This is a genomic window from Affinundibacterium amnicola, assembly GCF_014284275.1.
Taxonomy (GTDB): Bacteria; Pseudomonadota; Gammaproteobacteria; order Burkholderiales; family Burkholderiaceae_D; genus Undibacterium; species Undibacterium amnicola.
This window is the reverse complement of sequence record NZ_JACOFU010000002.1, coordinates 45,029-69,279: the sequence shown is the minus strand read 5'-3', so window position 1 is coordinate 69,279 and position 24,251 is coordinate 45,029. Positions and strand designations below refer to the sequence as shown.

At 45.8% G+C, this 24,251-nt stretch carries 16 protein-coding genes and 2 riboswitches; of the genes, 11 read left to right on the top strand and 5 right to left on the bottom strand.

The window, feature by feature from the left end:
- Positions 1-219 precede the first annotated feature (219 nt).
- A complete protein-coding gene (locus H8K33_RS04625; protein ID WP_186889841.1) occupies positions 220-1,014 on the bottom strand; it encodes a 3-hydroxybutyrate dehydrogenase in 795 nt (264 codons plus the stop codon).
- A 117-nt stretch (positions 1,015-1,131) separates the two neighbouring features.
- Here H8K33_RS04625 and H8K33_RS04620 point away from each other — a divergent pair, with 117 nt between their 5' ends.
- The 10 genes from H8K33_RS04620 to H8K33_RS04575 all read left to right on the top strand — a co-directional run bounded on the left by H8K33_RS04620 (position 1,132) and on the right by H8K33_RS04575 (position 16,823).
- The gene (locus H8K33_RS04620) at positions 1,132-1,995 is read left to right on the top strand and encodes an alpha/beta fold hydrolase (RefSeq protein WP_186889840.1); all 864 of its coding nucleotides are present in this window, start codon (positions 1,132-1,134) and stop codon (positions 1,993-1,995) included.
- Positions 1,996-2,049: 54 nt separating this feature from the next.
- Complete coding sequence (locus H8K33_RS04615; protein ID WP_186889839.1) at positions 2,050-2,394, top strand: RidA family protein; 345 nt, start codon at positions 2,050-2,052, stop codon at positions 2,392-2,394.
- A 12-nt stretch (positions 2,395-2,406) separates the two neighbouring features.
- Positions 2,407-4,644, top strand: coding sequence for a RelA/SpoT family protein (locus H8K33_RS04610; RefSeq protein WP_186889838.1), 2,238 nt, complete (start codon positions 2,407-2,409; stop codon positions 4,642-4,644).
- A gap of 161 nt (positions 4,645-4,805) precedes the next feature.
- Complete coding sequence (locus H8K33_RS04605; protein WP_246443339.1) at positions 4,806-5,963, top strand: M28 family peptidase; 1,158 nt, start codon at positions 4,806-4,808, stop codon at positions 5,961-5,963.
- A 128-nt stretch (positions 5,964-6,091) separates the two neighbouring features.
- Entirely contained in the window at positions 6,092-7,792 is a 1,701-nt protein-coding gene (locus H8K33_RS04600) for a M14 family zinc carboxypeptidase (protein ID WP_186889837.1), read from the top strand.
- A gap of 257 nt (positions 7,793-8,049) precedes the next feature.
- Positions 8,050-8,147, top strand: a riboswitch (glycine riboswitch).
- 11 nt (positions 8,148-8,158) lie between these two features.
- Positions 8,159-8,299: riboswitch (glycine riboswitch) on the top strand.
- Between the two features lie 218 nt (positions 8,300-8,517).
- Positions 8,518-9,642 (top strand): glycine cleavage system aminomethyltransferase GcvT, encoded by a 1,125-nt coding sequence (gene gcvT / locus H8K33_RS04595; RefSeq protein ID WP_186889836.1) that lies wholly within the window; start codon positions 8,518-8,520, stop codon positions 9,640-9,642.
- A gap of 184 nt (positions 9,643-9,826) precedes the next feature.
- Complete coding sequence (gene gcvH, locus H8K33_RS04590; RefSeq protein ID WP_186889835.1) at positions 9,827-10,204, top strand: glycine cleavage system protein GcvH; 378 nt, start codon at positions 9,827-9,829, stop codon at positions 10,202-10,204.
- Positions 10,205-10,417: 213 nt separating this feature from the next.
- Positions 10,418-13,297: an aminomethyl-transferring glycine dehydrogenase gene (gene gcvP / locus H8K33_RS04585; protein WP_186889834.1), complete on the top strand. Its 2,880-nt coding sequence runs from the start codon at positions 10,418-10,420 to the stop codon at positions 13,295-13,297.
- Between the two features lie 651 nt (positions 13,298-13,948).
- A complete protein-coding gene (locus H8K33_RS04580; protein ID WP_186889833.1) occupies positions 13,949-16,219 on the top strand; it encodes a M9 family metallopeptidase in 2,271 nt (756 codons plus the stop codon).
- A gap of 271 nt (positions 16,220-16,490) precedes the next feature.
- Positions 16,491-16,823 (top strand): energy transducer TonB, encoded by a 333-nt coding sequence (locus H8K33_RS04575; RefSeq protein ID WP_186889832.1) that lies wholly within the window; start codon positions 16,491-16,493, stop codon positions 16,821-16,823.
- Between the two features lie 116 nt (positions 16,824-16,939).
- On the opposite strand, the gene H8K33_RS04570 is transcribed toward H8K33_RS04575, so the two are convergent.
- The 4 genes from H8K33_RS04570 to H8K33_RS04555 form a co-directional block, all read right to left on the bottom strand.
- A complete protein-coding gene (locus H8K33_RS04570) occupies positions 16,940-17,404 on the bottom strand; it encodes an Mpo1 family 2-hydroxy fatty acid dioxygenase (protein WP_186889831.1) in 465 nt (154 codons plus the stop codon).
- A gap of 99 nt (positions 17,405-17,503) precedes the next feature.
- Positions 17,504-18,838: a cyanophycinase gene (locus tag H8K33_RS04565; RefSeq protein ID WP_246443337.1), complete on the bottom strand. Its 1,335-nt coding sequence runs from the start codon at positions 18,836-18,838 to the stop codon at positions 17,504-17,506.
- 170 nt (positions 18,839-19,008) lie between these two features.
- Positions 19,009-21,702 carry a TonB-dependent receptor plug domain-containing protein gene (locus H8K33_RS04560; RefSeq protein ID WP_186889829.1) on the bottom strand — a complete coding sequence of 898 codons (2,694 nt, stop codon included), beginning with the start codon at positions 21,700-21,702 and terminating at the stop codon, positions 19,009-19,011.
- A gap of 114 nt (positions 21,703-21,816) precedes the next feature.
- Positions 21,817-22,770, bottom strand: coding sequence for a MurR/RpiR family transcriptional regulator (locus H8K33_RS04555; protein ID WP_186889828.1), 954 nt, complete (start codon positions 22,768-22,770; stop codon positions 21,817-21,819).
- Positions 22,771-23,123: 353 nt separating this feature from the next.
- On the opposite strand from H8K33_RS04555, the gene H8K33_RS04550 reads away from it, so the two are divergent.
- Positions 23,124-24,251: a succinylglutamate desuccinylase/aspartoacylase family protein gene (locus tag H8K33_RS04550; protein ID WP_186889827.1), complete on the top strand. Its 1,128-nt coding sequence runs from the start codon at positions 23,124-23,126 to the stop codon at positions 24,249-24,251.

Genomic DNA, 24,251 nt, shown 5'->3' with positions numbered 1-24,251 from the left:
AAACCTGAGGCAAACAAAGCCTCAGGTTTTTTTATTTAAAGGTAATGTTTAAGCTAGTGAAGTAGGGTGCGCTGTGCGCACCGCTTTGAACTTCAAATCGATCCTTAGTGCTGATGATCATGGTGCGCACGGCGCACCCTACCAGTAAATTTCGCGTTATTCATAAATGAATCGCGTAACACAAAATTTGATATTCCCGCGATCAATATCGTGAGTGAGTTACTGCGCAACCCAGCCACCATCCATATTCCAAGCAACACCGCGGATTTGTGTCGCAGCGTCGCTGCAGAAAAATACGGCTAAAGCACCTAACTGCTCCGGGGTGACAAATTCGCCTGAGGGTTGTTTCTCAGAAAGTAGAGATTTCTTTGCTTCTTCATTGCTAATCCCATCGCGCTCTGCACGCGCATCGACTTGTTTTTGTACTAAAGGTGTTAACACAAATCCTGGGCAGATCGCATTGCAGGTGATGGCGCTATCGGCTGTTTCTAAAGCGGTGGTTTTGGTGAATCCAACTAAGCCATGTTTAGCGGCGACATAGGCGGATTTTTGTGCGGAGGCGACCAAGCCATGTACCGACGTGACATTGATGATACGTCCCCAATTTTTTGCGCGCATTGATGGTAAAGCCAGACGGGTTGTGTGGAAGGCTGAGGTTAAGTTGATCGCAATGATCGCATCCCATTTCTCAACAGGGAAATCTTCAATCGCAGCCACATGCTGAATGCCCGCGTTGTTCACCAGAATATCGACACCACCGAAATCGCTTTGTGCCTGCGCCATCATGTCGGCAATTTGATTTGCTTGTGTCATGTCTGCATTGGAGTAACTGGTTTTGACCTGGAATTCTTGCTCAATGGCTGTGCGTAAATTCGCAATTTCTTGCGTATCACCAAATCCATTTAAGCAAATGTTTGCTCCTTCGGCAGCAAGTGACCGCGCGATTCCCAAGCCAATACCTGAGGTGGATCCAGTGACTAAGGCAGTTTTTCCGACGAGTGATCGAGATTGCATGCTGTTTCCTATAGAAAAATCAAAAATAGTGAGAGAAAAAAGATGTTCACAAGGATTTTATGCTAAACCCTCGGTAAAATGGCAGCTTACTTTCCTAATCTAACAAAGAATTTTGCTATGACAGTTAGCCGTCAATTTGTGCAGTGTATTTCTCCCGCAGGCCTCCATAAGATGTCATATAAAGAATGGGGTGATCCGCAAAATTCTAAAGTGCTTATTTGTGTCCACGGCATAACCCGGGTGGGAGATGATTTTGATGCATTAGCAGCGTCTTTGCAGGATGAGTATCGTGTGATTTGCCCAGATGTGGTTGGGCGCGGACAATCAGAATCTTTACCCAATCCACAGCTATATCAAATTCCTCAGTACGTGAGTGATATGGTGACTTTGCTGGCGCGATTAAAGCCACAAACAGTGGATTGGTTTGGTACGTCGATGGGGGGCTTAATCGGTTTGATTCTGGCGTCAATGAAAAATAATCCTATACGCAAATTGATTTTAAATGATGTTGGGCCGAGTTTGAATTTTGATGGATTAAAACGCATCGGTGATTTGATCAGTCAAGATGTTCGTTTCGATACCTTCGCGCAAGGTGTTCAATTTATTCGTGAGGTTTCTAATTCCTTTGGCCCACACACGGAGGCCCAATGGGAAAAGTTGGCACGCGACGTGTTAAAGCAAAATGCGGATGGTAAATGGATACGTCATTACGATTTAGGCCTGGCGGTTCCCGTGCAGGCAACGACTGCAGAAACAGCTGCTATTGGCGAAAAAATGTTGTGGGCAGCTTATGATGCAATAAGCTGCGATACTTTATTAGTGCGCGGTAGTGAGTCCGATTTACTGAGTACGGCGACAGCACAAGAAATGCAGAGACGTGGGCCACATGCCAAATTGGTGGAGATCGCTGGCGTTGGACATGCGCCGACCTTTGTCAGTGAAGATCAAATCGCTATCGCAAAAGAATTTTTACTGAGCTAATTGATTCAGTGGATGTATCGTTTGAAATTGAAATATTTTTGGAGTTAGATCACTATGCAACGTTTTCATGTCGGACCACGTTTGTCTGAGTTTGCTATATTCAATAAAACAATTTATCTAGCTGGACAAGTGCCAGAAGATACTAGTCAAGATATCATTGGGCAAACCAATAATGTACTCATGCAAATTGATCGCTTGCTGGAAGAAGCTGGGAGTGATAAATCTCGTATCTTGATGTGCCAGATTTTTATCACGGATATGGCGAACATGGCAGGCATGAATCAAGCTTGGGATGCCTGGGTTGCAGCAGGGAATACGCCACCGCGTGCGACTGTACAAGCGGCTTTGGCCAATTCCGAATGGTTAATTGAAATCGTCGTTACTGCAGCACAAAAATAATACCTGAATAATATGGTCTCTCTCTCTGCTACGCTTTCTGAAGCACAATTGGTCGAAGGCTTGTCGCTTGCTGATGCTGCACGTATAGCGCAGGCATTAGAATTCGTTACGCCATTCTTTGAAGATAGAACTATCGTTACTGAGCAAAATACTTTGCAATTTGCGATTGGTGTGGCATCGACTTTAGCGATGTTGAAAACCGATGCCGATACGCGTATTGCAGGAATATTGTTTGAGCTGTCGGAAATGAATCCTCTGGCGGCAGAAAAAATCGAAGCGAAATTTGGCAACGAAATAGCTGAGTTGGTTGCTGGTGTCAGACGTTTAATGCGCTTACGAGAAGCCACTTTGACGCAACACGATGTTGGGCGTGGTAAAGATGAAGCGGAGCGCACGGCGTCGCAAATGGAAGTGCTGCGCAAAATGGTGTTGGCGATGGCGAATGACATGCGCGTTGTACTTGTGCGCTTGGCATCTCGCGTCACGACTCTACGTTATTTTGCAGAATGTAAGCGTGATGACGGTGCGGTTCAGCAGTATGCCAGTGAGACCATGGATTTATATGCGCCGCTGGCAAACCGTTTGGGTGTGTGGCAATTAAAGTGGGAATTGGAAGATTTATCATTCCGCTTTTTAGAGCCTGAACAATACAAACGCATCGCTAAAATGCTGGAAGAAAAACGGGTAGAGCGCGAAAGTTTTGTGGTGTCTGCGATCGCACGCTTGGAAAAAGAATTGGCGGCGGTTGATGTGAAAGCTGAGGTCAGTGGACGGCCTAAGCACATCTTCAGTATCTGGAAAAAAATGAAGGGCAAGAAGGTCGACTTCGATGAACTTTATGATGTGCGGGCTTTTCGTGTCATCGTTGATGACATTAAAGATTGTTATACGGTGTTGGGCATCTTAAATAATTTGTGGACGCCTATTCCCAAGGAATTCGACGATTACATTTCACGTCCAAAACCAAATGGCTATAAATCACTGCATACAGTTGTGATTGTTGATGACGGTCGTCCTTTAGAAGTGCAAATTCGCACCAAGGAAATGCATCAGTTTTCTGAATTCGGTGTGGCAGCGCATTGGCGTTATAAAGAAACTGGTGGCTCGAATTTTTCTGCACAAGAATATGACGAGAAAATTGCTTGGCTGCGTCAATTATTAGCTTGGAAAAATGAAGTTTCTGATGTGGTTGTTGATCATGAACAATTGCAGCGCGAATGGGTAGAGAAAGTAAAGGCGGCGACGCTGGACGATAGGATTTATGTCTTGACTCCACAAGCACGCGTCATTGAATTGCCAACCGGCGCAACGCCAGTAGATTTTGCTTACCAACTGCACACCGATGTCGGTCATCGTTGCCGTGGTGCGCGCGTCGATGGCGTGATGGTGCCGCTCAATACTAAATTGAAAAATGGTCAGACAGTTGAAATCATTACGCTTAAAATTGGCTCGATTCAAACGGGCCCTTCACGTGATTGGTTGACGCCTGAATATACCGTTGGTACACGTACACGCAGCAAAATTCGCGCATGGTTTAATGCGATTGACCAAGAAATTACTTTGTCGACAGGTCGTGGTTTGATCGAAAAGACCTTGCAGCGCGAAGGTAAAACCTCGGTGAATTTGGAAGAGCTGGCACGTAAGCTCAGTTTTGCTAGTCTCGATGATTTATTTTTGGCGGTTGGCAAAGAAGAATTTAGTTTACGTCAGGTTGAGACAGCGTTGCGCGATGATCCTGTTGTCGAGGAAAGCCCTGAATTTGTTATCTCTCATAAAATTCGCGCATCCAGTGTTGTTCATGGCGCGAAGTCTGGCGTATTGGTTGTTGGTACGGATGGTTTGATGACGCAGTTAGCACGTTGTTGTAAGCCTGCGCCACCAGACGATATAGTCGGGTTTGTCACGCGTGGCAAAGGCGTTTCAATTCATCGTTTAAGTTGTAAAAATTTTGCCGAGATGCGTAATAAGGCACCGGAGCGAGTGATTCAGACGACGTGGGGCGACGGTGGAAAAGATACGGTCTATCCGGTTGATATTTTTGTCATGGCACAAGACAGACAGGGCTTACTGCGGGATATTTCCGAAGTGTTTTCTCGCGAAAAGATCAATGTGATTGGTGTGAATACGCAAAGCGCGAAAGGGCAGGCGAAGATGTCTTTCACTGCTGAAATTAATGGAACCAGCCAGTTGCAAAAAGCCATGACGGTTATCCGTGAAGTCGGCGGCGTGCAGGAAGTGCGTCGTGCATAATTGTTTAGATGTGTGCAATTTTTTTGATCACGTGTGAATCTAATGTGAATCTGTTGGAACTTATTCGCTATTTTTAGTTCTGAAGGCTGTGTAGTAAAACTGATAAAAATGAAGTGTTATCTTGATTGGTAACGCGTACTAACAAATTGAAGAGTGGAAAAATGAATAAAAAGATGACCGTGAACATAAAAGCGCTGTGCTCCTTGGCATTGATTTCTCAATGTCTGATTTTGTCTGGTACTGCTTATGCTCAGACTAATAACATCGCTGCGGCTAAAACAGCTCCAGCCTTGCCAGCGGCTATGCAGGCAACTGTGGAACGTATTTCGGCGGATTCCATGCGTGGGCATTTGAGCTTTTTGGCTTCTGATTTGTTAGAAGGACGTGATACGCCATCGCGTGGTTTGGATTTGGCGGCGGAATACATCGCGGCGCAATTTCGTGCAATTGGTTTAGAACCAGCAGGTGGTGATGGTTATTTTCAAAATGCCGATTGGAATATTTTAAAGAAAGAAATTCGTCGTCGTCCAGGTGCGCCAGTGCCACCGGCAGAGGCGGAACCGACTTCTCCAACCATCGTTAGAAATGTGATCGGTGTGCTGCGCGGATCAGATCCTGTGTTGCGTGATAGTTATGTGTTGGTGACAGCGCATTACGATCACGTCGGTATCAAGGCGAATGCAGAAGGCGATAAGATTTTTAATGGTGCGAATGACGATGCTAGTGGAACCGTATCTGTGATCGAATTAGCCAAAGCTTTCGCTGGTATGAAAGAACGTCCAAAACGCAGTATCGTGTTCATGACTTTCTTTGGTGAAGAAAAAGGCTTGGTCGGTTCGCGTTACTACGGTAAGAACCCGGTTTTCCCTATCGAAAAAACGATAGCTGGTATCAATATTGAACAAGTTGGTCGTACTGATGATTCCGAAGGCCCGCAAGTTGCTTCAGTTGGTGTCACCGGATTTGATTTCTCGGAAGTTGGTGCCATTATCAAACAGGCTGGTGATAAAACCGGCATCAATGTTTGGAAGCATCCTGTGAATAGTGATAAATATTTTGGTGCCAGCGATAATCAAGCGCTTGCAGATCAAGGAATTCCGGCGCATACCATCAGCGTTGCCTATGGCTTCCCTGACTATCATGGCCTTGGCGATGAAGCGCACAAAATTGATTACGATAATATGGCAAAGGTAAATCGTGCGGTTGCGGTTGCGGTTGAACAGATTGCCAATAGCAAAACGATTCCTAAATGGGATGAGAAAAATCCTAAAGCATCGAAATATCTGAATGCTTGGAAACAGCGTCAATCTGCTCAGTAATTCACGGAGCCCTCGCTTATCTTTGCAAAAAAACGACTTGAGTAAACTTTTACTCAGGTCGTTTTTTTTATGTTCAGTCAGAATCGATTTGACACCTAATTTTCTAGTTTTAAGCTCAAAAAATAAAAATGAAATCTAACAATCAATCCATATTAGCGCTCAGCCTAGTTGCTTGTTTGAGTAGCATGTCTGCGTCCAGTTTTGCGCAAAAATCCTCTCAAGCAAAGGCTCAGGACTGGCCGCAAGCACGTTTCGAACAAAATAATTATCAGAGTACAAGCACCGTTGCCGATGTAGCGCAGTTTATGGCGGCTTTGCAAAAGAAGGATAAATCGCTGACAACCTATCAGCCGAAAACTGCGCCACGCAATACCGAAACGGGGCAGGCATTAAATGCTTGGCGTTTGGCTGCAACGGGAAAAGATCCCCTGCGCGTGTATATCAATGCAGGTATTCATGCTGGTGAAGTTGAGGGAAAAGATGCGATGCAAATTATCTTGCGCGAATTAGTGCAAGGTAAATATCCCGAGATACGTCAAGCGATAGAAATCGTCACCTTGCCGACCTACAATGCAGATGGCGCTGATGCGCAAGATCCTTTAAATCGCCGCCATCAACCGAATCCAGATCATGGTGTTGGGCCACGTGAAAATGTCTTTGGGATAGATTTGAATCGCGACATGATGAAAGCTGCGGCGGCAAATACACGCTGGATGCTGGCGATGTATCAAGACTTTCAACCAGCGGCGGTCTTTGATTTACATACGACCAATGGTAGCTATCACGGCTTTCATATTACCTATGAACCTGCATGGGCGACAGGTGGTGATGCACCTTTGCAGGCACTGAATCGCAAAATGCTGACGGATGTGCGAGCCACGATGCTGCCGCGTGGTATGCCCACTTATGATTATGGGAATTTCCGCTTTAACAAAGATAAGCAGATTGTTGCTTGGGAATCGGCATTTTCTTCGCCCAATTTGGTGAGTAATTATCCGACCCTGCAATATGCGCTGGGCATTTTGGTGGAATCCTATGTGTACCGTAGTTTTAAAGACCGAATTGAAGATAATCGACTCTACGTGGTGGAGTTGTTGCGTTGGTTAGCTGCGAATAAAGAGCAAGTTAAGCGCGAACAATTCGCCGCAAAAGCACGCTGGGCAGATCAGTGGAAAAACAATGATGCACGTCTGCCTTTGCGCACAGAAATGAGTTTGGCGGAGACCTATAGTTTTGAGGTGGTAGATCCGGTTAAAGACGCCAACGGTCAAATTATCGGTGAAAAATCACGCACAAAGATGGACTTGCCCGCTTATGTCGCCTTCAAAGCGGTCGATGAAATCCGCGTACCACAAGGCTATCTGGTCGATCCAGCCTATGCCGAAAAATTACGACCAATATTGGAAGCGCATGGCTTGAAAGTTTTGCCAGGATCAGCGCGTCCTAAAGATCAGGCTTTGATGTATTTCCATGAAACGGAACGAAATATTGCGAAAGATACTTTCCAAGGGATTTTTACCTCGCAAATCAAGGGACAGTGGAAAGAACAAGTTCCAGAAAAGCGGGCTGGCTATTCCTGGACAAAAGAGACTTTGGATAAAGCGCTATACGTGCCTTTGAATCAGCCCTTAGGTCGCTTGGGATTCTATTTGCTCGATCCGCGCAGTGCTGATGGTTTGGTGTATTGGGGCTATTTGCATGCTTACTATGCGCGTGGAAAAGGCATGTGGGGTGAGCCACCTCGTCAACCAATATTGGCGGTGGGTAGCGCAGCGGCAAATCATACTGCTGATAGTGTTGTAGTAAAGCCCGAGCGAGTGCAAGAATAATGATTGATGGATGAAAGCAATCAAGTAGGGTGCGCCATGCGCACCAATGTCCGAACAAGGATAGCTGTCTGCACAATACTAATACCTGGTGCGCACGGCGCACCCTACTATCCGTAATGTGTTGCCGTCTATCTATGCTTCAATTTGTGTTTGTTTAGTGCTTATTTGCATAAGACAATTGACACTTTATTACTCAATAAAATGTGAAAAAAAGTGCTGCGATAGGAAATCACCCAGATGTTTCGGGTTATAATCGCGGCACTTGATCGGGAGAGAGCTGTGACTCACAGAGTGCACCGCCGCCGAAGGGGCTAATACCCAACAAACTCTCAGGCAAAAGGACCGATCAGCGGGGTTGTGTGAAAACTCCCCTACTCTGGAGAGCGGTAGCAGTGTGCTGAACTATCAGACATTGAACTACCCACCGAAGGTGCGACGAGAATCAGTTTAGGGGCAGTTTAAACTCAATTCTCGTAATCTCTCAGGTACCAGGACAGAGGGGTAACGATTTTATTGGTCACCTCTATAATCCGATTATGAGGCGCACTGCGTTGTCGGTTTTGCAAATGCGATCCTCGCAAAACCAATGTATAGCAGCATTTGCGCCTAGCATTGCATCCTCAAAATCGAATTCTAGAGATAACCAATTACATACGAAGAAGTCACAAAATCGTATGTTTTTTTTCGTCCCTTTTTTTGTCCATTATCGGTACTGAGGCTCTCACATGACGCAAGCAACTCTTAAAGTAACTCCCTTGAACGCAGCACATCGTGCAGCCGGCGCGAAGATGGTTGATTTCGGTGGCTGGGATATGCCAGTTAACTATGGTTCTCAAATTGAAGAACATCACGCTGTGCGTACCGATGTCGGTATGTTCGACGTTTCCCACATGTGCGTGGTTGATATCAAAGGCGAGAATGTCCGCAGCTTCTTGCGTGGTCTGGTTGCGAACAATGTCGATAAATTACAAGTTTCTGGTAAAGCCCTGTATTCAGCGATGTTAAATCCTGAAGGCACAGTGATCGATGATTTGATCATCTACTTCATGAACGAAAGCTGGTTCCGCCTGGTGGTGAATGCTGGCACAGCAGAAAAAGACGTCGCTTGGATGAATGCGCACAATGCCGCTACCAAAGCTGGTGTCACGATTACTCAACGTCGCGACGGTGCAAATTCTTACGGCTTGATCGCAGTACAAGGCCCGAACGCGCGCGCTAAAGCATGGGAAGTACTGCCAGAAACTAAAGCAGTCAGTGCGGAAATGAAACCATTTAATGCTGTGATCGTTGATGGCACAGCCTTCGGCGAGGTCATGGTGGCACGCACTGGTTACACTGGTGAAGACGGTTTTGAAATTGCAGTTTCTGCAGAACGCATCACGGACTTGTGGAATGCCTTGGCGGCAGTTGGCGTCAAACCAGCAGGTTTGGGCGCACGCGACACTTTGCGTTTAGAAGCGGGTATGAATTTGTATGGTCAGGATATGGATGAAACTGTTAATCCATTAAATGCTGGTTTGGCGTGGACGATTGATCTGGTGGCAGAACGTGATTTCGTCGGCAAAAAAGCTTTGCAGGAACAAGGTCAAACCCAACAATTTCTAGGCTTGATTTTGCGTGAAAAAGGCGGCATTTTGCGTGCCCATCAAAAAGTTGTTACACCGCATGGCGATGGCGAAATCACTAGTGGTACTTTCAGCCCAAGTATGCAAGAAGCAATCGCCTTGGCACGTTTGCCTATGGGTGTAGCGATTGGCGACACAGTACACGTACAGATTCGCGATAAACAATTAGCAGCAACTGTAGTGAAATTGCCGTTTGTGCGTAATGGTAAGGTTTTAGTAGCTTAGGGAGTCACCACAAATCCAATTCTAGAGCGCATTCCGGCGTTGTAAATCCTCGCAATACCGACGTATTGTTCCGGTTTACGTCTTAGACTGCATCTCTATAATTGAATTTTTGGCGATCCCTGATTATTCAGAAGTACAAGAAGAAATTATTTCGAATTATTTTTAAATTTTTTTGGAGAACAACATGACAGTTCCAGCAGATCGTAAATACACAGAATCCCACGAATGGGTACGCGTTGAAGCCGACGGTACAGTGTCCGTTGGTATTACTGATTTCGCACAAGATGCATTGGGCGATATCGTTTTCGTTGAAGTACCAAAAGTCGGTACGGTATTGGCTGCGGGTAAAGATTGCTGCGTGATTGAATCTGTGAAAGCAGCGGGCGATGTGTACGCACCAGTCGCTGGTGAAGTTGTTGCAGTGAATGACGCAGTTGTTGATGCACCAGATTCTATCAATGCAGGTGCATTTGATGCATGGTTGTTCAAATTGAAGCCAGCAAATGCAGCGGATGTTGATGCACTCATGAGTGCAGAAGCATACCAAAAAAATATCGGCTAAATTTTTGATGCCCCGATAAACTCAATTCTCGGGCGCATTACGGCGTTGCAAATGCGCGCAATATCGACATATTGCTGTGCGAGTTTTTTGCTCCTTGCCTTGTACTGCATCCCGATAATTGACTTTCTCGGGGCATCAAATAGATCCGGAGATTTCGAACCATCCGTGATTTGCCAAAATCTGTTCTAACCAGTTTTCACCCCCACAAATACCATGACACGTACTAGCCTTTCCCAACTTGAGGCACATGATGCCTTTATCGCCCGTCATATCGGCCCATCAGAAGCAGAACAAGCTGCTATGCTCAAAGTGTTGGGCTATGCGAATCGTACCGCGTTAATTGACGCGATTGTTCCGGCGAATATCCGTCGTCACGACGTTTTGCCTTTAGCGGATTTCACTGAAGCAAAATCTGAAACAGAAGCTTTGGCAACATTGAAAGCCTTGGCGAGCAAAAATAAAGTGCTCAAGTCTTTCATCGGTCAAGGCTATTACAACACGCACACGCCAGGCGTGATTTTGCGTAATATTTTTGAAAATCCAGCTTGGTATACGGCATACACGCCATATCAGCCAGAAATTTCTCAAGGTCGCTTGGAAGCGATTTTGAATTTCCAACAAGTCATCATGGATATGACTGGCATGGACATCGCGAACGCGTCTATGCTGGACGAAGGTACAGCCGCTGCAGAAGCGATGACCTTGATCCAACGCGTTGGCAAATCTAATTCCAATGTGTTTTACGTCGCTGACGACGTTTTGCCACAGACACGTGAAATCATCGAAACACGTGCTAAACCTTTGGGTATAGAAGTGCGTACCTGCACAGGTAATGAAGCAATCGAAAACGACTGTTTCGGCGTACTCTTGCAATATCCAAGCGTAGACGGTGAAATCCGTGATTACCGTGAATTTGCAACGGCGATTCACGCAAAAGGAGCAATGGTCATTGCAGCAGCAGATTTGTTGGCATTGACTTTAATTGAAGCGCCAGGCACTTGGGGTGCAGACGTCGTGGTTGGTAACAGCCAACGCTTTGGTGTACCGCTTGGCTTCGGCGGTCCACACGCTGGTTTCATGGGTACGAAAGATGCGTTCAAGCGCTCTATGCCTGGCCGCTTGGTTGGTGTGACAGTGGATGCACAAGGCAAACAAGCTTATCGCTTGGCACTGCAAACACGTGAACAACATATCCGCCGCGAAAAAGCGACTTCGAATATTTGTACAGCACAAGTGTTGTTGGCAGTGATCGCGTCTATGTATGCGGTGTATCACGGCCCAGCAGGTTTGAAACAAATCGCGCAACGCACACATCGTTTGACTGGCACATTGGCTGCTGGTTTGAAACAAATGGGTGTAGCAATTGCCAACAGCAGTTTCTTCGACACATTGACCATCAATGTTACTGATGCATCCGCGGTTCACGCGGTAGCACAGGCAGCGGGTTTTAACTTGCGCCAAATCAGTGCGACTCAAGTAGGTGTTTCTTTGGATGAAACAGCGACACGTGCCGATATCGAAGCTTTGTGGGCTGTATTTGCTCAAGGTAAAGCAACGCCAAATTTCGACGCAACTGAAGCGACAGTAGCGGATGCTTTCCCAGCAGCTTTGGCACGTACTACAGCGTACTTGGCGCATCCAACCTTCAATCGCTATCACGCTGAACATGAAATGCTGCGTTATTTGCGTAGTTTGGCGGACAAAGATTTGGCTTTGGATCGCACCATGATCCCGCTGGGTTCTTGCACGATGAAGTTGAATGCAACGTCCGAAATGATTCCAGTGACATGGCCAGAATTTTCTAATATCCATCCATTCGCACCGAATGACCAAACTATTGGCTACCGCGAAATGATTGATCAGTTAGAAGCGATGTTGTGCGCAGCGACTGGTTACGATGCCGTCTCCTTGCAACCGAACGCCGGCTCTCAAGGTGAGTACGCAGGTTTGTTAGTGATTCAGGCTTACCACCAATCTCGCGGTGAAGCGCATCGTAATATTTGTCTGATTCCATCTTCAGCACACGGTACGAATCCAGCTTCTGCTTCTATGGTCGGCATGGAAGTTGTGGTTGTTGCATGTGATGACAACGGTAACGTTGATTTGGTCGACTTGAAAGCCAAAGCAGAAAAACATAGCGCCAATCTGGCAGCGGCGATGGTGACTTATCCATCCACGCATGGTGTGTTTGAAGAGGGCATTCAAACTCTGTGCGAAATCGTTCATGCACACGGCGGTCAGGTGTACGTTGACGGCGCGAATATGAATGCACTGGTTGGTGTTGCTGCACCGGGTAAATTCGGTGGTGACGTCAGTCATTTGAACTTGCACAAAACTTTCTGTATCCCTCACGGTGGCGGCGGCCCAGGTGTTGGTCCAGTTGCAGTGGGTGCGCATTTGGCAAAATTCTTGCCGAACCAAAAGTCCACTGGCTACGTACGTGGTGAAGATGGTATCTCCGCAGTGAGCGCAGCACCATTCGGTTCAGCTTCAATCTTGCCAATCTCTTGGATGTACATCGCAATGATGGGTTCTGAGGGCTTGAAAGCGGCTACCGAAACAGCAATTCTGGCAGCAAACTACATCGCTAAGCGTCTGGCACCTCATTACCCAGTGCTTTACTCAGGTCATGATGGCTTGGTCGCGCATGAATGTATTTTGGACTTGCGCCCATTGACGGATGCGACAGGTATTTCGAATGAAGACGTTGCCAAACGTTTGATCGACTTTGGTTTCCACGCACCAACCATGAGCTTCCCAGTTCCTGGTACCTTGATGATAGAACCGACAGAAAGCGAATCACAAGCGGAGTTGGATCGTTTCATCGATGCGATGATCGTTATCCGTGAAGAAATCGCCAAAGTCGCCAGCGGTGAATTTGACGCTAAAGACAATCCACTCAAAAACGCACCACATACGGCAGAAGTATTGGTTGCGAATGAATGGAGTCATGCCTATGGTCGTGAAGTTGCAGCCTATCCAGTACCCGCTTTACGCAAGCAGAAATACTGGGCACCAGTAGGCCGTGCGGACAACGTTTACGGCGATCGTAACTTGTTCTGTGCTTGTGTACCGATGAGCGATTACGAGTAATAAAACTTTTAAACGAGTACTCTCGCATGACGCAAAACGCCATGCGAGTTTGCAAAAAACGGACATGCAAATCGCATGTCCGTTTTTTTATATCTACGCTGGTTGTAAATGACTGAGTCCGGAAACGCTTGACCGGTAAGGGTTTCCGGGAACCACATCTGCATCACCTTGTAATTCAAGCCTCAACACAGTATGCGACGCAATGTTGCTTTAAACAGTTATTTACCTAATCAAAATTGCTGTTTGGAATTAATTCATTTTTACACCACACAATTCAAAACTAAATTCACCGCGTAAATTTTAGATATATCTAAAATTTGGCTTTTCGCTAAGACATTTGAATTTTCTTTTCTTTTTCATCAGGCCTCTTAAATCTACGGCTATTTTCCAAGTATATGATTGATATTTATTAAATATATTTATAATATGGGTTGGCCTTAGGGACATTTTGTTGATTTCTTCGGGAGGGGAGATTGGTTTGATGTTCTGCAGTATGAGTAAGTTTCTTGAAGTTACGCATACGAAAAAAGGCAGGCTTTTAAATTCGATGCATGCAAAAGCATGCACAGTATTAGGAGTCGAAAGTTGGGTTTGATGGTATGCCTTACTTGCCATTGAACCACCCATAATTAAAAAATGAAGGAGTCAATCATGTCTTTTCCACGAGTATCTTTTCTTGTCGCCGGCCTACTTGCTGTTGGCTTTAATAGTGCTAGCTATGCCACTGCTCAAGACCATCAACACGATCATAAACCGCGAAAGCAAGCCCCTAGACCAGCGCAACAATCTGAGTTGCCGCCAAGCGCTGAGCAAACGAAGTTTAATTTGCCTATCAGTAAAAGTGATAAGCAAAAATTGCTAACGAACACAAACCGTCAAACTAGATTGCAGGCGCGATCTGATGGTGTCGCGATGGCTTTGGCGACACCTGATTGCAAAGATATGAATAAGCTGGCGACTTATAGTGGTACGGCGTTGGCAGATTATGTCGCGAATCTGCCAGATTATGAATGTACTTATGGCCTGTTTTCATTGACCGCCACGCAAGCTACAACGGTGTATTCCGCTTCGAATATGAACGCGATCCTTAGCCGTTTTGCGCAAGAGGCAAGTGCGTATAACGCGACGAATATTCGCTTGGTGAACTTGGCGCTATATCTGCGTGCAGGTTTCTATTTGGCAAGCGGCAACGTCATGCCAAAACCTGCAAGTACAGTGGCGACAAGTTTGCGCGCGCCGATTCAGCAATTGGTAAATGGTAGTGTGCTATATCAGAATAATACTGCTGGTTCCACCACTGCAGGCGAGGTCATGAAGCTAATTACCAATTTGAATGACGAAGTCTTCTATTTGCCAAGTATGAAGAATGTGCTTGAACGATTTACAAACTCCCCATCCAATCCAAATGCTGCTAACGCTTTATTACAAGACTCTGCGGCAGGAGCATTGACAGGCGCACTGACCGTTTTCTTCTATGCCCATTCACGTCCGGATGTTGGGACAGCGATGTTGAATCTTGCTTATCCAAGTGCATTGAATAATTTTGTTGTGAATAATAAATCTGTCTTATTGAATTCTTCTGCGGCTTATCAGTTAAAGGATACGGAAAATGAAGCGTTCCGCTTTATGCAGTATCCCTCGCTGTTGCCGAGTATTAAGCCGATGGTGAAATATCAATTATCGACTTCGTCAATGACTGGGGTTGATAGTGATCTATGGCTGAATGCTGCGACAGCGGTTGATTTTTACGATAGCGCGAATTGTGCCGAATATAGCACTTGTGGCTACAAGACTCAGTTGGCTAATACAGTGCTAAAAACTAGTCATACCTGTAGCCCAACGATCAAGATTCGAGCACAGGATATGACAACGACACAGTTACAAGACTCTTGCAACATCTTGGCAGCTGAGGAAACTTACTTCCACAATATGTTGGTGACTAATCGTACGCCAGTAGCAAACGACAATAATAAAGTCTTGGAGTTAGTGGTATTTGATGATTACGCCAGTTACAACAAGTATGCAGGTGCGATTTATGACATTGCTACCGATAACGGCGGTATGTACTTGGAGGGCGATCCATCTGATATCAATAATCAAGCACGATTTATAGCGCACGAGGCATCTTGGCTGCGTCCAACTTTCACTGTGTGGAATCTCGAACATGAATATGTGCATTATCTCGATGGACGATTTAATTTGTACGGTGATTTTGGTGAGAGTATTGCTAAACCAACAGTCTGGTGGTTAGAGGGATTGGGAGAATATCTCTCTTACAAGAACAACTATCAGGCTGCCATTGACGCAGCAAAAACCGGTAGCTATAAGTTGAGTACCATTTTGGGCAATACTTATTCTATGTCCGATTACGTGACGCGCGCTTACCGCTGGGGTTATATGGCGGTGCGTTTTATGAATGAGCGACATCGTAGTGATATCGATGCCATTTTGCCGAAATTCCGTAGCGGTGATTATGTCGGCTATCAGAACTATATTAATGCGATAGGCACTCGTTATGACGCTGAATTCGCTGCATGGGTGCAAACAGCAACCGTGAATGGTGAGCCACCAATGCCAATTCCACCGGTTGTGACCTTGCCTGTGTGTTCCTCAAGTTCTCAATTGGGTAAGAACTGTTCTATCAGAAATCTGTCTTCCAGTACGCAAGCTTACATTTACATCATGTTGCCTGCTGGCGCTAAAAACTTAAAACTATTCACCAATGGCGGCACGGGAGATGTTGATTTGTACGTGAAAAAAGCTGCGTATCCGACGACAAGTTCCTATGATGCAGCCTCGTTAAAAGCGGGGAATAACGAGAGCGTATTTCTAGCGACTCCAAGTTCAGGGACCTGGTATTACATTGTGCTGAAGGCAAAGCAAGCTTTTACGGGTGTGAATATTAATGCCAGTTACGAATAATGGTTTAATCTACTCATCGCTACGCTTCCCTAGTGCGTGATGATTTTGCCGGACTGGTTGAATGACTTGTCCGGTTTTTTTATTAGTGTTAAGACATTGAACAAGAGAATATATTTACAGAACACCCTAAAAACTGATGAAATTTTGTGCAAGGCTATTGCTCTGTGGAAAAACTTTCTTTAAAATGACGTCTGTTTCCATGTGGCAATCATTCTGATTTCTTGATTCAGTCTTCATGGGTTTATCTCAATCTCTTTCCGGTGATCCGACTATGAAAAAAATCGTATTGGCAGTTGCTTTGTTCAGTTCTGTATTCGCGGTAAATGCTGCAGAAGTTCCTATGGTAGAAAAACAGACTTGTGAAAAAGCTGTTTACCCTAAATCTTCTTTGATGAATGAAGAAACTGGTACGGTGATGTTGTCTGTGTTGGTTGGTACAGATGGCAACGTAGTCGACTCTAAAGTAGATCAGTCCAGCGGTTCCAAGACTTTGGATAAAGCAGCGGTAAAAATCTATGCTTCTTGCAAATTCAAGCCAGCGACAAAAGACGGAAAAGCACAACAAGCTTGGGCAAAGTTAGAGCACGTTTGGAGCTTGTCTTAATTAAACTTGAACTAGCGTAGCAATTGCAAAAGCTAGATTCGCTTAATTTCTAGATTCAAAAAAAAACCGCATTAATTTTAATGCGGTTTTTTTTCGCCTATTTGATTTTCTGATGCCTAATAAGGAAGTTTCCAACGTCGATAGAGAAAGCTGATGACAAACAAGGGGCCGATTAACAGAAAGCGTAGATCTTCAAAAAAAGATGGTTTTTTCCCTTCAATTTTGTGGCCGATAAATTGAAAAACCCATGCAATAACAAAAGCAATTAGCGCTACTTGCAGAATCATATGCTGCGGCAAAGCCCACAAAATTACCAGCATGGCGGCGGCCATCAAACTCATGCCGATCGCAAATCCGATTGACAGGCTAAAGTAGTACAGCAGTGCGATGACAGTCATCGCTAAAGCGAGCGTTGGATGTACGCTCCACAATAAGGCTAGGACTGTCCACATAATGACTGGCACACAAATGAAATGAATCATCTCATTTTTTGGATGGCGATGACTTTCTGCATAGCGCGTAAGCATTTGATCGACTTTTCTCTGCGTCTCATTTGTTTGTGTTGCTTGTTTTGATCCCATGATTTTCCCCATGAACAAATGAAGTTAGCGTAAATCAAATTTACAAAGAACGATATTTTCATTCGCTGCAATTTCATGAAAAACAACAGAGTGATGACTCTAATTTTTATCCATTTTATGCGTATTCTTTTGTATGTCTAAGGCGTGGTAAAGTGGCTTTGCCATTTGTACCGGTTGGATATCTAAACCTAGATTGATTAAAGTAAGCGCTTCAGCACCAGAGCTGCTAGAGAAGTAAGCGCGACTGTCTGCCTTTTTTGTCAATACGAATTCGTAGCCGAGTTGTCCCTTGTCGCCGCCAGGATCGCCAAATGCTAATCCTTTCGCATAGCTTTGTCTGCTTTCCATGAGTTGTGACATAGCTTCCACAATAGCCGTGTTAGCTAACATATTTGGATGAAATGCTGGTGCTTGATCTGCATCATCTGACTGCGGTGTCGTGATTAATTGCTTATCGCTCGCTGGAGATATTTTTTTTGTTGCGATATTAAATTGATCGCCGTGGGATAAGTAGGAGATCCGCGCATCTTGCAGATTAAATTCTACCTGGCTCGAATCAGTTTTTGCAGAACTTAAATCCCAAAGAATCGCCCCTTTATACCCGACGACCTCGACTGTATTTTGTTGCGTGACGAGGAGAGCGGTGTTTTCATCAATTCCAAGCCCGAGCACATAAGACTTCTTCAGCATAGCTGGTAACATGCGAGCAAATCGCCCACGAATAATTAAGTGCTGGTCGATGAAAACTTGGTTGCCGATAAAGCCCAAGCCATTCGCAATTTCATTTTCCTCCGTAACGCCTTGTTTTAAAGTACTGAGTACACTTTTTGCATTACTGAACATCGTCGTACTCATAATCGCCGCACCAGCACTAGTCCCAGCGATTACGCCACCTTGACGATAAATCGACCAGATTGCTTCTAACATAGGGCTCGGCTTGCCATTTGTATCTAGTAATGCCTTTGTTATTTTCGCTTGGTCACCACCGGTAAAATACACAGCCTGAGCTTGCTGGATTTGCGCTACCCAATAGGGATTTTTTTGAATTTGATCGGGCGTATTGCTTGCGTCTGTTTCAGCATAGCGTGTCGAGAGTGGCACAATGAAGCTAACGGCACCGTGTGAATTGAGTGCAGATGCGGCGAATTCTGCTGCACGCTGCGGGTTGCCAGATGCCGCAGGAATAATCGCAATTCGGCCGTCTTTGCCACCAGCTTGTTTGACAATGGTTTCCCAAACGACAGCATTATCTGCGCGTAATGCCCCACCAATAATGACGAGGGAACCTTTTACGTCTCGTGCTGAAGAACTCGTGTGTTGAGTGTTGCTCGCATGGGTTGGGCTGGCAAAAAGAAGTGCATGGATAACAAACGCATACACAGTGAGTGTAACGTGAGAGAAATGAGTTCGCTTAGATAGTTTGAGCATTGTCATAAATTAGAAAGGAGTGATGCTGCTTCTTGCTATAGGTGGAAAAGTCGATAAAAAAAGGGGTAGCGATCCTAAAATGCTACCCCAAATGCGGGAGAATTGCCGCACAAGAAATCAATGTTTTTTCCTCATTGAAAGACCGATGAGAATGGGTCTTTCATTTGAACGGAAATTTACTTAAACGCGTAATTTAAACGGATGTAGTAAGCCCGACCGCGTGGATCGACATAGGTAGAATCAAAGCCGGCAAAATATGTCAGAGTCTGGTTAGAAAATGGTGGTTTAGTATTCAAGACATTCAAAATACCACCTGTAATTTTCAAATCTTTGAAACCGTAGTAAGCAGTTTGCAAATCCCACAAACTATAGGATGCAACAGTTGGGCGTTGACCATTCGGATCTAATTGTTGATCTTCATGATGTAACTGGAAGCTGTTGGCAACAGTGAAGCCCCAATTGCCGATATCCCAGTCGGCGCTCAAACGATGACGCCATTTTGGTGTCACATATTCAAAGCCCCATTTACCCAAGTTATCAAACACTTTGGAGTTGGCGGAGAATTGTTGTTCGCTCTTTGTCATCAAGGTGCCAGACAAACGTGTCGTCAATTTACCCATGCCGTCGAACTTGGTGCGATATGCAAAATTCAAATCGATACCGCTCTTGGTTTCTTTACCTTGATTTTGTGCCGTCAACGCCCAGTTCGTGATGTAGCCATCGCTATCGCGCGTGATGGATTTTTCGACGAATTCCGGATCGGTATCAATTAAAGTTTCAGGAGCAAACTTGATGACATCCGTTGTACGTACGCTCCAGAAATCGACAGCAGCAGAGAAGGCGGCCAATGGTTCCCAGACAAAACCCATAGAGAATTGCTCGGATTTTTCTGGTTTGAGATTAGGATTGCCAGCCTCTGTGGTTGGAATCTGATCGCTAAAACATTGCGAGTTGTACTTTGCGCAGCCTATGCTGTCGAAGTACAAACCACCGGTGGAAGTTTCGACTGCGGATGGATCTAAGTCCTTCATCGTTGGTGCACGGAAGCCAGTACCGAAAGAAACACGGAATAAGAAATCTTTACTCGGCTGGTAACGCAAAGCCAATTTTGGATTGGTTGAACTACCAATATTGCCGCCGTAAGAATCATGACGCACAGCCAACTGCGCATTTAAGTCTTTGGTTAGTGGAACATCGAATTCTGCGAAGATCGCCTTTACATCGCGTGATTCAGAAACGCGACGTGATTTAGATGTGGAATAAATTGTTCCGGCCAGAATTTCATCAGAAGAATTGTCTTCCAGCTTCTCGCGGCGGAATTCGATACCAGTCGCCATGCCAACTGCGCCAGCTTCAAGTTGTGCGATTTCACGTGTGAAGCGTGCATCAAACACATCTGTAGTTGATTTGCCTTTGCGCCCATCGATGTTACGTTCTGCTGAATCTAATAACGCCTGCCCCTCTGCACTTTGTGCGCCAAACGGATTGATCTTGCCGGTTTTGAATGCAGCTAACAGCAGTGCTCTATCGTAGTAACCGTTGGTGAGTGTTTGTGTATTTTCTGAAAGAGATTGGGCGTAAGCTGTGTTGTAATCCCAACCTGCGATGACGCCTTCTGCGCCTAATAATAAACGTTGTTGTTCTGATTCTTGACCATTCGTGCGTGCACCACCTGGTGTCAAGCGTATGCGGACATTGAAAGGCTTGCCGTCAGTCGCCACGGTTTGTCCTGCAGAGTTGACGTAGGTCTTCGGATAGAATGGGCCGCCAGCAGGATAAGTCCACGCGCTGCTGCGGGTTCCTTGAGCGCCATTAACGCCAGTTGGAGACAAGCGATATTTGGCATCGTTTTTGGAGGCAGTAAATTCGGCGATCAGGGTGTGGTCCGCATTAATTGCGAAAGTTCCACGTGTGATTAAATTCGTTTTCTGTGATTCAGGATAAACGTCAGCCGCCGCTTGATAATCGAAACGGCAAGCGCCAGCAATCAAGATGCTTGATGGTGCTGCGCAATCTGGCGCACTTGGATTGCCCAAATAACGGCTAGGGGATACTGAGTAGATGCCAGCTGGGAATGTATTTGCTGAAGTGAAGTTGTCAGGATAGCCGCGAGCTTCTAATGGTCGCCAGGCGCTGACCGCGAAGTCGCGTTGTGAGGTGTGCAATTGATCATTTTTTTTATGCTGCAAACTAGCGAAGATGTTGTAACCGTCATTCGCAAGATTGCCGAAGCCGCCGAGCAAGCTAACTGATTTATCGCCACCACCGCCTTCATGCGTGCGCATGCCGCTGACACTCGCTTCCAAACCTGTGAAATCTTTACGAGTGATGAAGTTGATTACACCACCGACTGCATCCGCTCCATACACCGCAGACGCACCATCTTTCAAGACTTCGACGCGGTCGATCGCTGACAAGGGAATCGAATTTAAATCTGTTCCTTCACCACCGAAAGCAAAAGCGGCCATGCGACGACCATTGAGTAAGACCAAGGTCGAAGAAACGCCAAGTCCACGCAAATTCGCGCCAGATAAACCGCTCGATCCTGGTTTGTCGCTGATACTCGCGGACTCTTGCGTATAGCCAGTATTGGCAGTGAGCGTACTGAGTAATTGCTCTGCCGTAGTGGCGCCCGTTTTGGCAATCTCTAAGCGGCTAATGACCTGCACTGGCAAGGCAGTTTCTGCGTTGATGCGTTTGATTGAAGAACCAGTGATTTCCACCTTTTGTACGGCGACTTCTGTCGTCTGATTTTGCGCCATCGCGCTGCCATTCGCCACACTCAAGATCGCCATGACACCTAATGCTGACCAAGTTGCAGCGGTGAGTTTTTTGGGTACGGCATGCCAGTTTTGCTGTTGATGTTTCATTTCTTTGTACTCCTCAGTTTTTTAAAAAAGTGTGCCTAAAAAATTGGCGAAAAAGTGCCCCCTATCGAGCACTGTTTCAAATGCTCGTTAGCTGTTGAAGTTAGGGGAGGGGAGCTACTTTTTCGTCTTGCGACTTTCCAGTTGCGTGGTTCTTGAGGTGTTATCGTTATTGTGTAAATAGCCTGAGAGCGCTTCTGTTAAACGGATCGCTTTCTCGACATTTTTCTTGTTGGATACCATCATGCTGCTAACCAATGCTTCGATGACGGCGGTTGCTGCGCTGGAACTACTTGCCAACACAGCGTGGTTACTAGGTGCTAATAATAAATAGTCGCCAAGTTGCGCGATTGGTGATGCAGATGAATCGGTGATTGCGACAATACAAGTAGAATGTTTACGTGCGAATTCGGTGAGACGTATCACATCTAAGGCATAGCGTGGAAATGAAATGACGATCAAAACATCTTTGTCGGTAATGTTTGCCAAATTGCCTGCGGCGACTTCGGTTCCACCATAGGCGACGACTTCAACGACACGGTTGCAATAAGGCTGCAGATGCAATGCTAAGATGCCAGCCAAATGAGAGCTGATACCAAAACCCATAATGTAGACGGTAGCTGCTTTGGCTAAGCGTGTGATGACCTGATCAATTTGCTCGTCGTTGATGCCTTGACTCGCCGCATTAATATTCGCCAGTGCCGATTGCAAACTGGCTGCCATCGGTGACGATGCGTTCTTTCGACCTTCTATGGTGTTACGCAGTTTTTCTACCGGTGAGAAGATTTCTTGCACAGTCTCAGCGATCTTATTTTTGAGCGCCGCATAGTTGGCAAAATTAAGATCGCGAGCAAAACGACTGATGGTCGCGGTCGAGACTTCGCATTGTTCGGCCATGTCTTCAATACCCAGCGCAGTCACTTTAACTTGGTTACGTAATAGGTAGTCAGCAATCCGTTTATATGAAGACGAGCCTTCTTTTAACTGCGCCATCAACGCTTCACCCAGACTTGATTTCGCAAAAGCCAGATCGGGTGAGTTTGATTCGGTTGGTGTAAGGTTTTTTTTCATTTTCTTAATTTTGAAAAATTCTGAACAATCTCGATGACGAACTTTAGAACGAATCAAAATAAATTTCAATAGTTATTGTCAGATTTTTTTCATAAAGATAGAATGTGTAAAAAATCAGACATAAAATTGTTGTTTAGTTTATTTGGCGTTTGATTTGTTGCAGATGCCTGCTTTGAAAAACCTTGCGGATTACATTTTCATCAAGCGACGAGGAATTTAGGATAATAGTGCGAGCGATGTGGCAGGGGAGGCGTGAAATTGGGCAAGTGCATGCGATTAAATCAGCATCGCAGTTAGCATGAGCGTCATCATCAGAATTTTGTAGTGATTGAAAAAAGAGAGAGTACCGAACTATGCGAATAGAAAACCATCCCTTGCCAGCGATTAGTGCAGGCACTACGCGGCAAATTACGAGCCTGCATTTTGGTCGTGCCAGCAACAATCAGGATGCTAAGAAAGTGTATATCCAGTCTTCCTTGCATGCGGACGAAATTCCAGGCATGTTGGTCAGTCATTATTTGCGACAGCGCTTGCAGGCTTTAGAACAAGCGGATGCGATTGTGGGGGAAATTGTATTGGTTCCAGTTGCGAATCCGATAGGCTTGGCACAAGACATACAGGGAAGCGCATTTGGACGATTTGATCTGGCAACGGGAATTAATTTTAATCGTGGATATCAGTATTTGACTCCAGCACTAGTAGAGAAATTAACTAGTCGCTTGGGTGCGGATGCGGCTGAAAATATTGCGTTAATCCGCCACGAAGCTCTCGCCATATTGGCGCAGTGGCAGCCAGCAAATGAAGCCGCAGCGCTCAAAAAGACGCTACAAACTTTAGCTATTGATGCCGACATTGTGCTCGATCTGCATTGCGACAATCAAGCAGTGATGCATCTTTACACTGGCACGCCCTTGGCCGATGCCACCATCCCTTTAGCGCGCTATTTGGGCGCGCAAGCCCTGTTGGTGTCGGTACTTTCTGGTGATGATCCCTTTGATGAATCTTGCTCGCGTCATTGGTGGGAATTGGCGCAGCATTTTGGTGTGGAAACACCAATTGCTTTGGGCTGTCAGGCTGTCACCATTGAACTGCGTGGTGAGAGTGATTTGGCACATAGTTTCGCCCAGCAAGATGCCGATGCCATTCTCCAATTTTTGATACAAGCAGGTCACATCAAAGGTGTAGCCGCACCGATGCCAGCAGCGATTTGCCAAGCAACGCCACTGGAAGGTTCAGAACCTATTGCCGCACCTCACGCGGGAGCTTTGGTGTTCACCAAAAACACTGGTGACATGATTGCCGCTGGCGAATCAATTGGTGACGTGATTGATCCGATTAGTGGCACTGTAACGCCTATGATTTCTAGCGTCGCGGGCGTTCTGTATGCGAGAGTCGCCCGACGTTATGCGCAACATGGGATGCGTGTGGCGAAAGTTGCCGGCGCGTTTGCCTATCGCAGCGGCAATTTGCTGTCGATGTAA

What these genes read in the sequence shown, in the direction of transcription:
- H8K33_RS04625 (WP_186889841.1), bottom strand. Translation starts at nt 1,014, where the DNA reads ATGCAATCTCGATCACTCGTCGGAAAAACTGCCTTAGTCACTGGATCC.
- H8K33_RS04620 (WP_186889840.1), top strand. Translation starts at nt 1,132, where the DNA reads ATGACAGTTAGCCGTCAATTTGTGCAGTGTATTTCTCCCGCAGGCCTC.
- H8K33_RS04615 (WP_186889839.1), top strand. Translation starts at nt 2,050, where the DNA reads ATGCAACGTTTTCATGTCGGACCACGTTTGTCTGAGTTTGCTATATTC.
- H8K33_RS04610 (WP_186889838.1), top strand. Translation starts at nt 2,407, where the DNA reads ATGGTCTCTCTCTCTGCTACGCTTTCTGAAGCACAATTGGTCGAAGGC.
- H8K33_RS04605 (WP_246443339.1), top strand. Translation starts at nt 4,806, where the DNA reads ATGAATAAAAAGATGACCGTGAACATAAAAGCGCTGTGCTCCTTGGCA.
- H8K33_RS04600 (WP_186889837.1), top strand. Translation starts at nt 6,092, where the DNA reads ATGAAATCTAACAATCAATCCATATTAGCGCTCAGCCTAGTTGCTTGT.
- gcvT (WP_186889836.1), top strand. Translation starts at nt 8,518, where the DNA reads ATGACGCAAGCAACTCTTAAAGTAACTCCCTTGAACGCAGCACATCGT.
- gcvH (WP_186889835.1), top strand. Translation starts at nt 9,827, where the DNA reads ATGACAGTTCCAGCAGATCGTAAATACACAGAATCCCACGAATGGGTA.
- gcvP (WP_186889834.1), top strand. Translation starts at nt 10,418, where the DNA reads ATGACACGTACTAGCCTTTCCCAACTTGAGGCACATGATGCCTTTATC.
- H8K33_RS04580 (WP_186889833.1), top strand. Translation starts at nt 13,949, where the DNA reads ATGTCTTTTCCACGAGTATCTTTTCTTGTCGCCGGCCTACTTGCTGTT.
- H8K33_RS04575 (WP_186889832.1), top strand. Translation starts at nt 16,491, where the DNA reads ATGAAAAAAATCGTATTGGCAGTTGCTTTGTTCAGTTCTGTATTCGCG.
- H8K33_RS04570 (WP_186889831.1), bottom strand. Translation starts at nt 17,404, where the DNA reads ATGGGATCAAAACAAGCAACACAAACAAATGAGACGCAGAGAAAAGTC.
- H8K33_RS04565 (WP_246443337.1), bottom strand. Translation starts at nt 18,838, where the DNA reads ATGACAATGCTCAAACTATCTAAGCGAACTCATTTCTCTCACGTTACA.
- H8K33_RS04560 (WP_186889829.1), bottom strand. Translation starts at nt 21,702, where the DNA reads ATGAAACATCAACAGCAAAACTGGCATGCCGTACCCAAAAAACTCACC.
- H8K33_RS04555 (WP_186889828.1), bottom strand. Translation starts at nt 22,770, where the DNA reads ATGAAAAAAAACCTTACACCAACCGAATCAAACTCACCCGATCTGGCT.
- H8K33_RS04550 (WP_186889827.1), top strand. Translation starts at nt 23,124, where the DNA reads ATGCGAATAGAAAACCATCCCTTGCCAGCGATTAGTGCAGGCACTACG.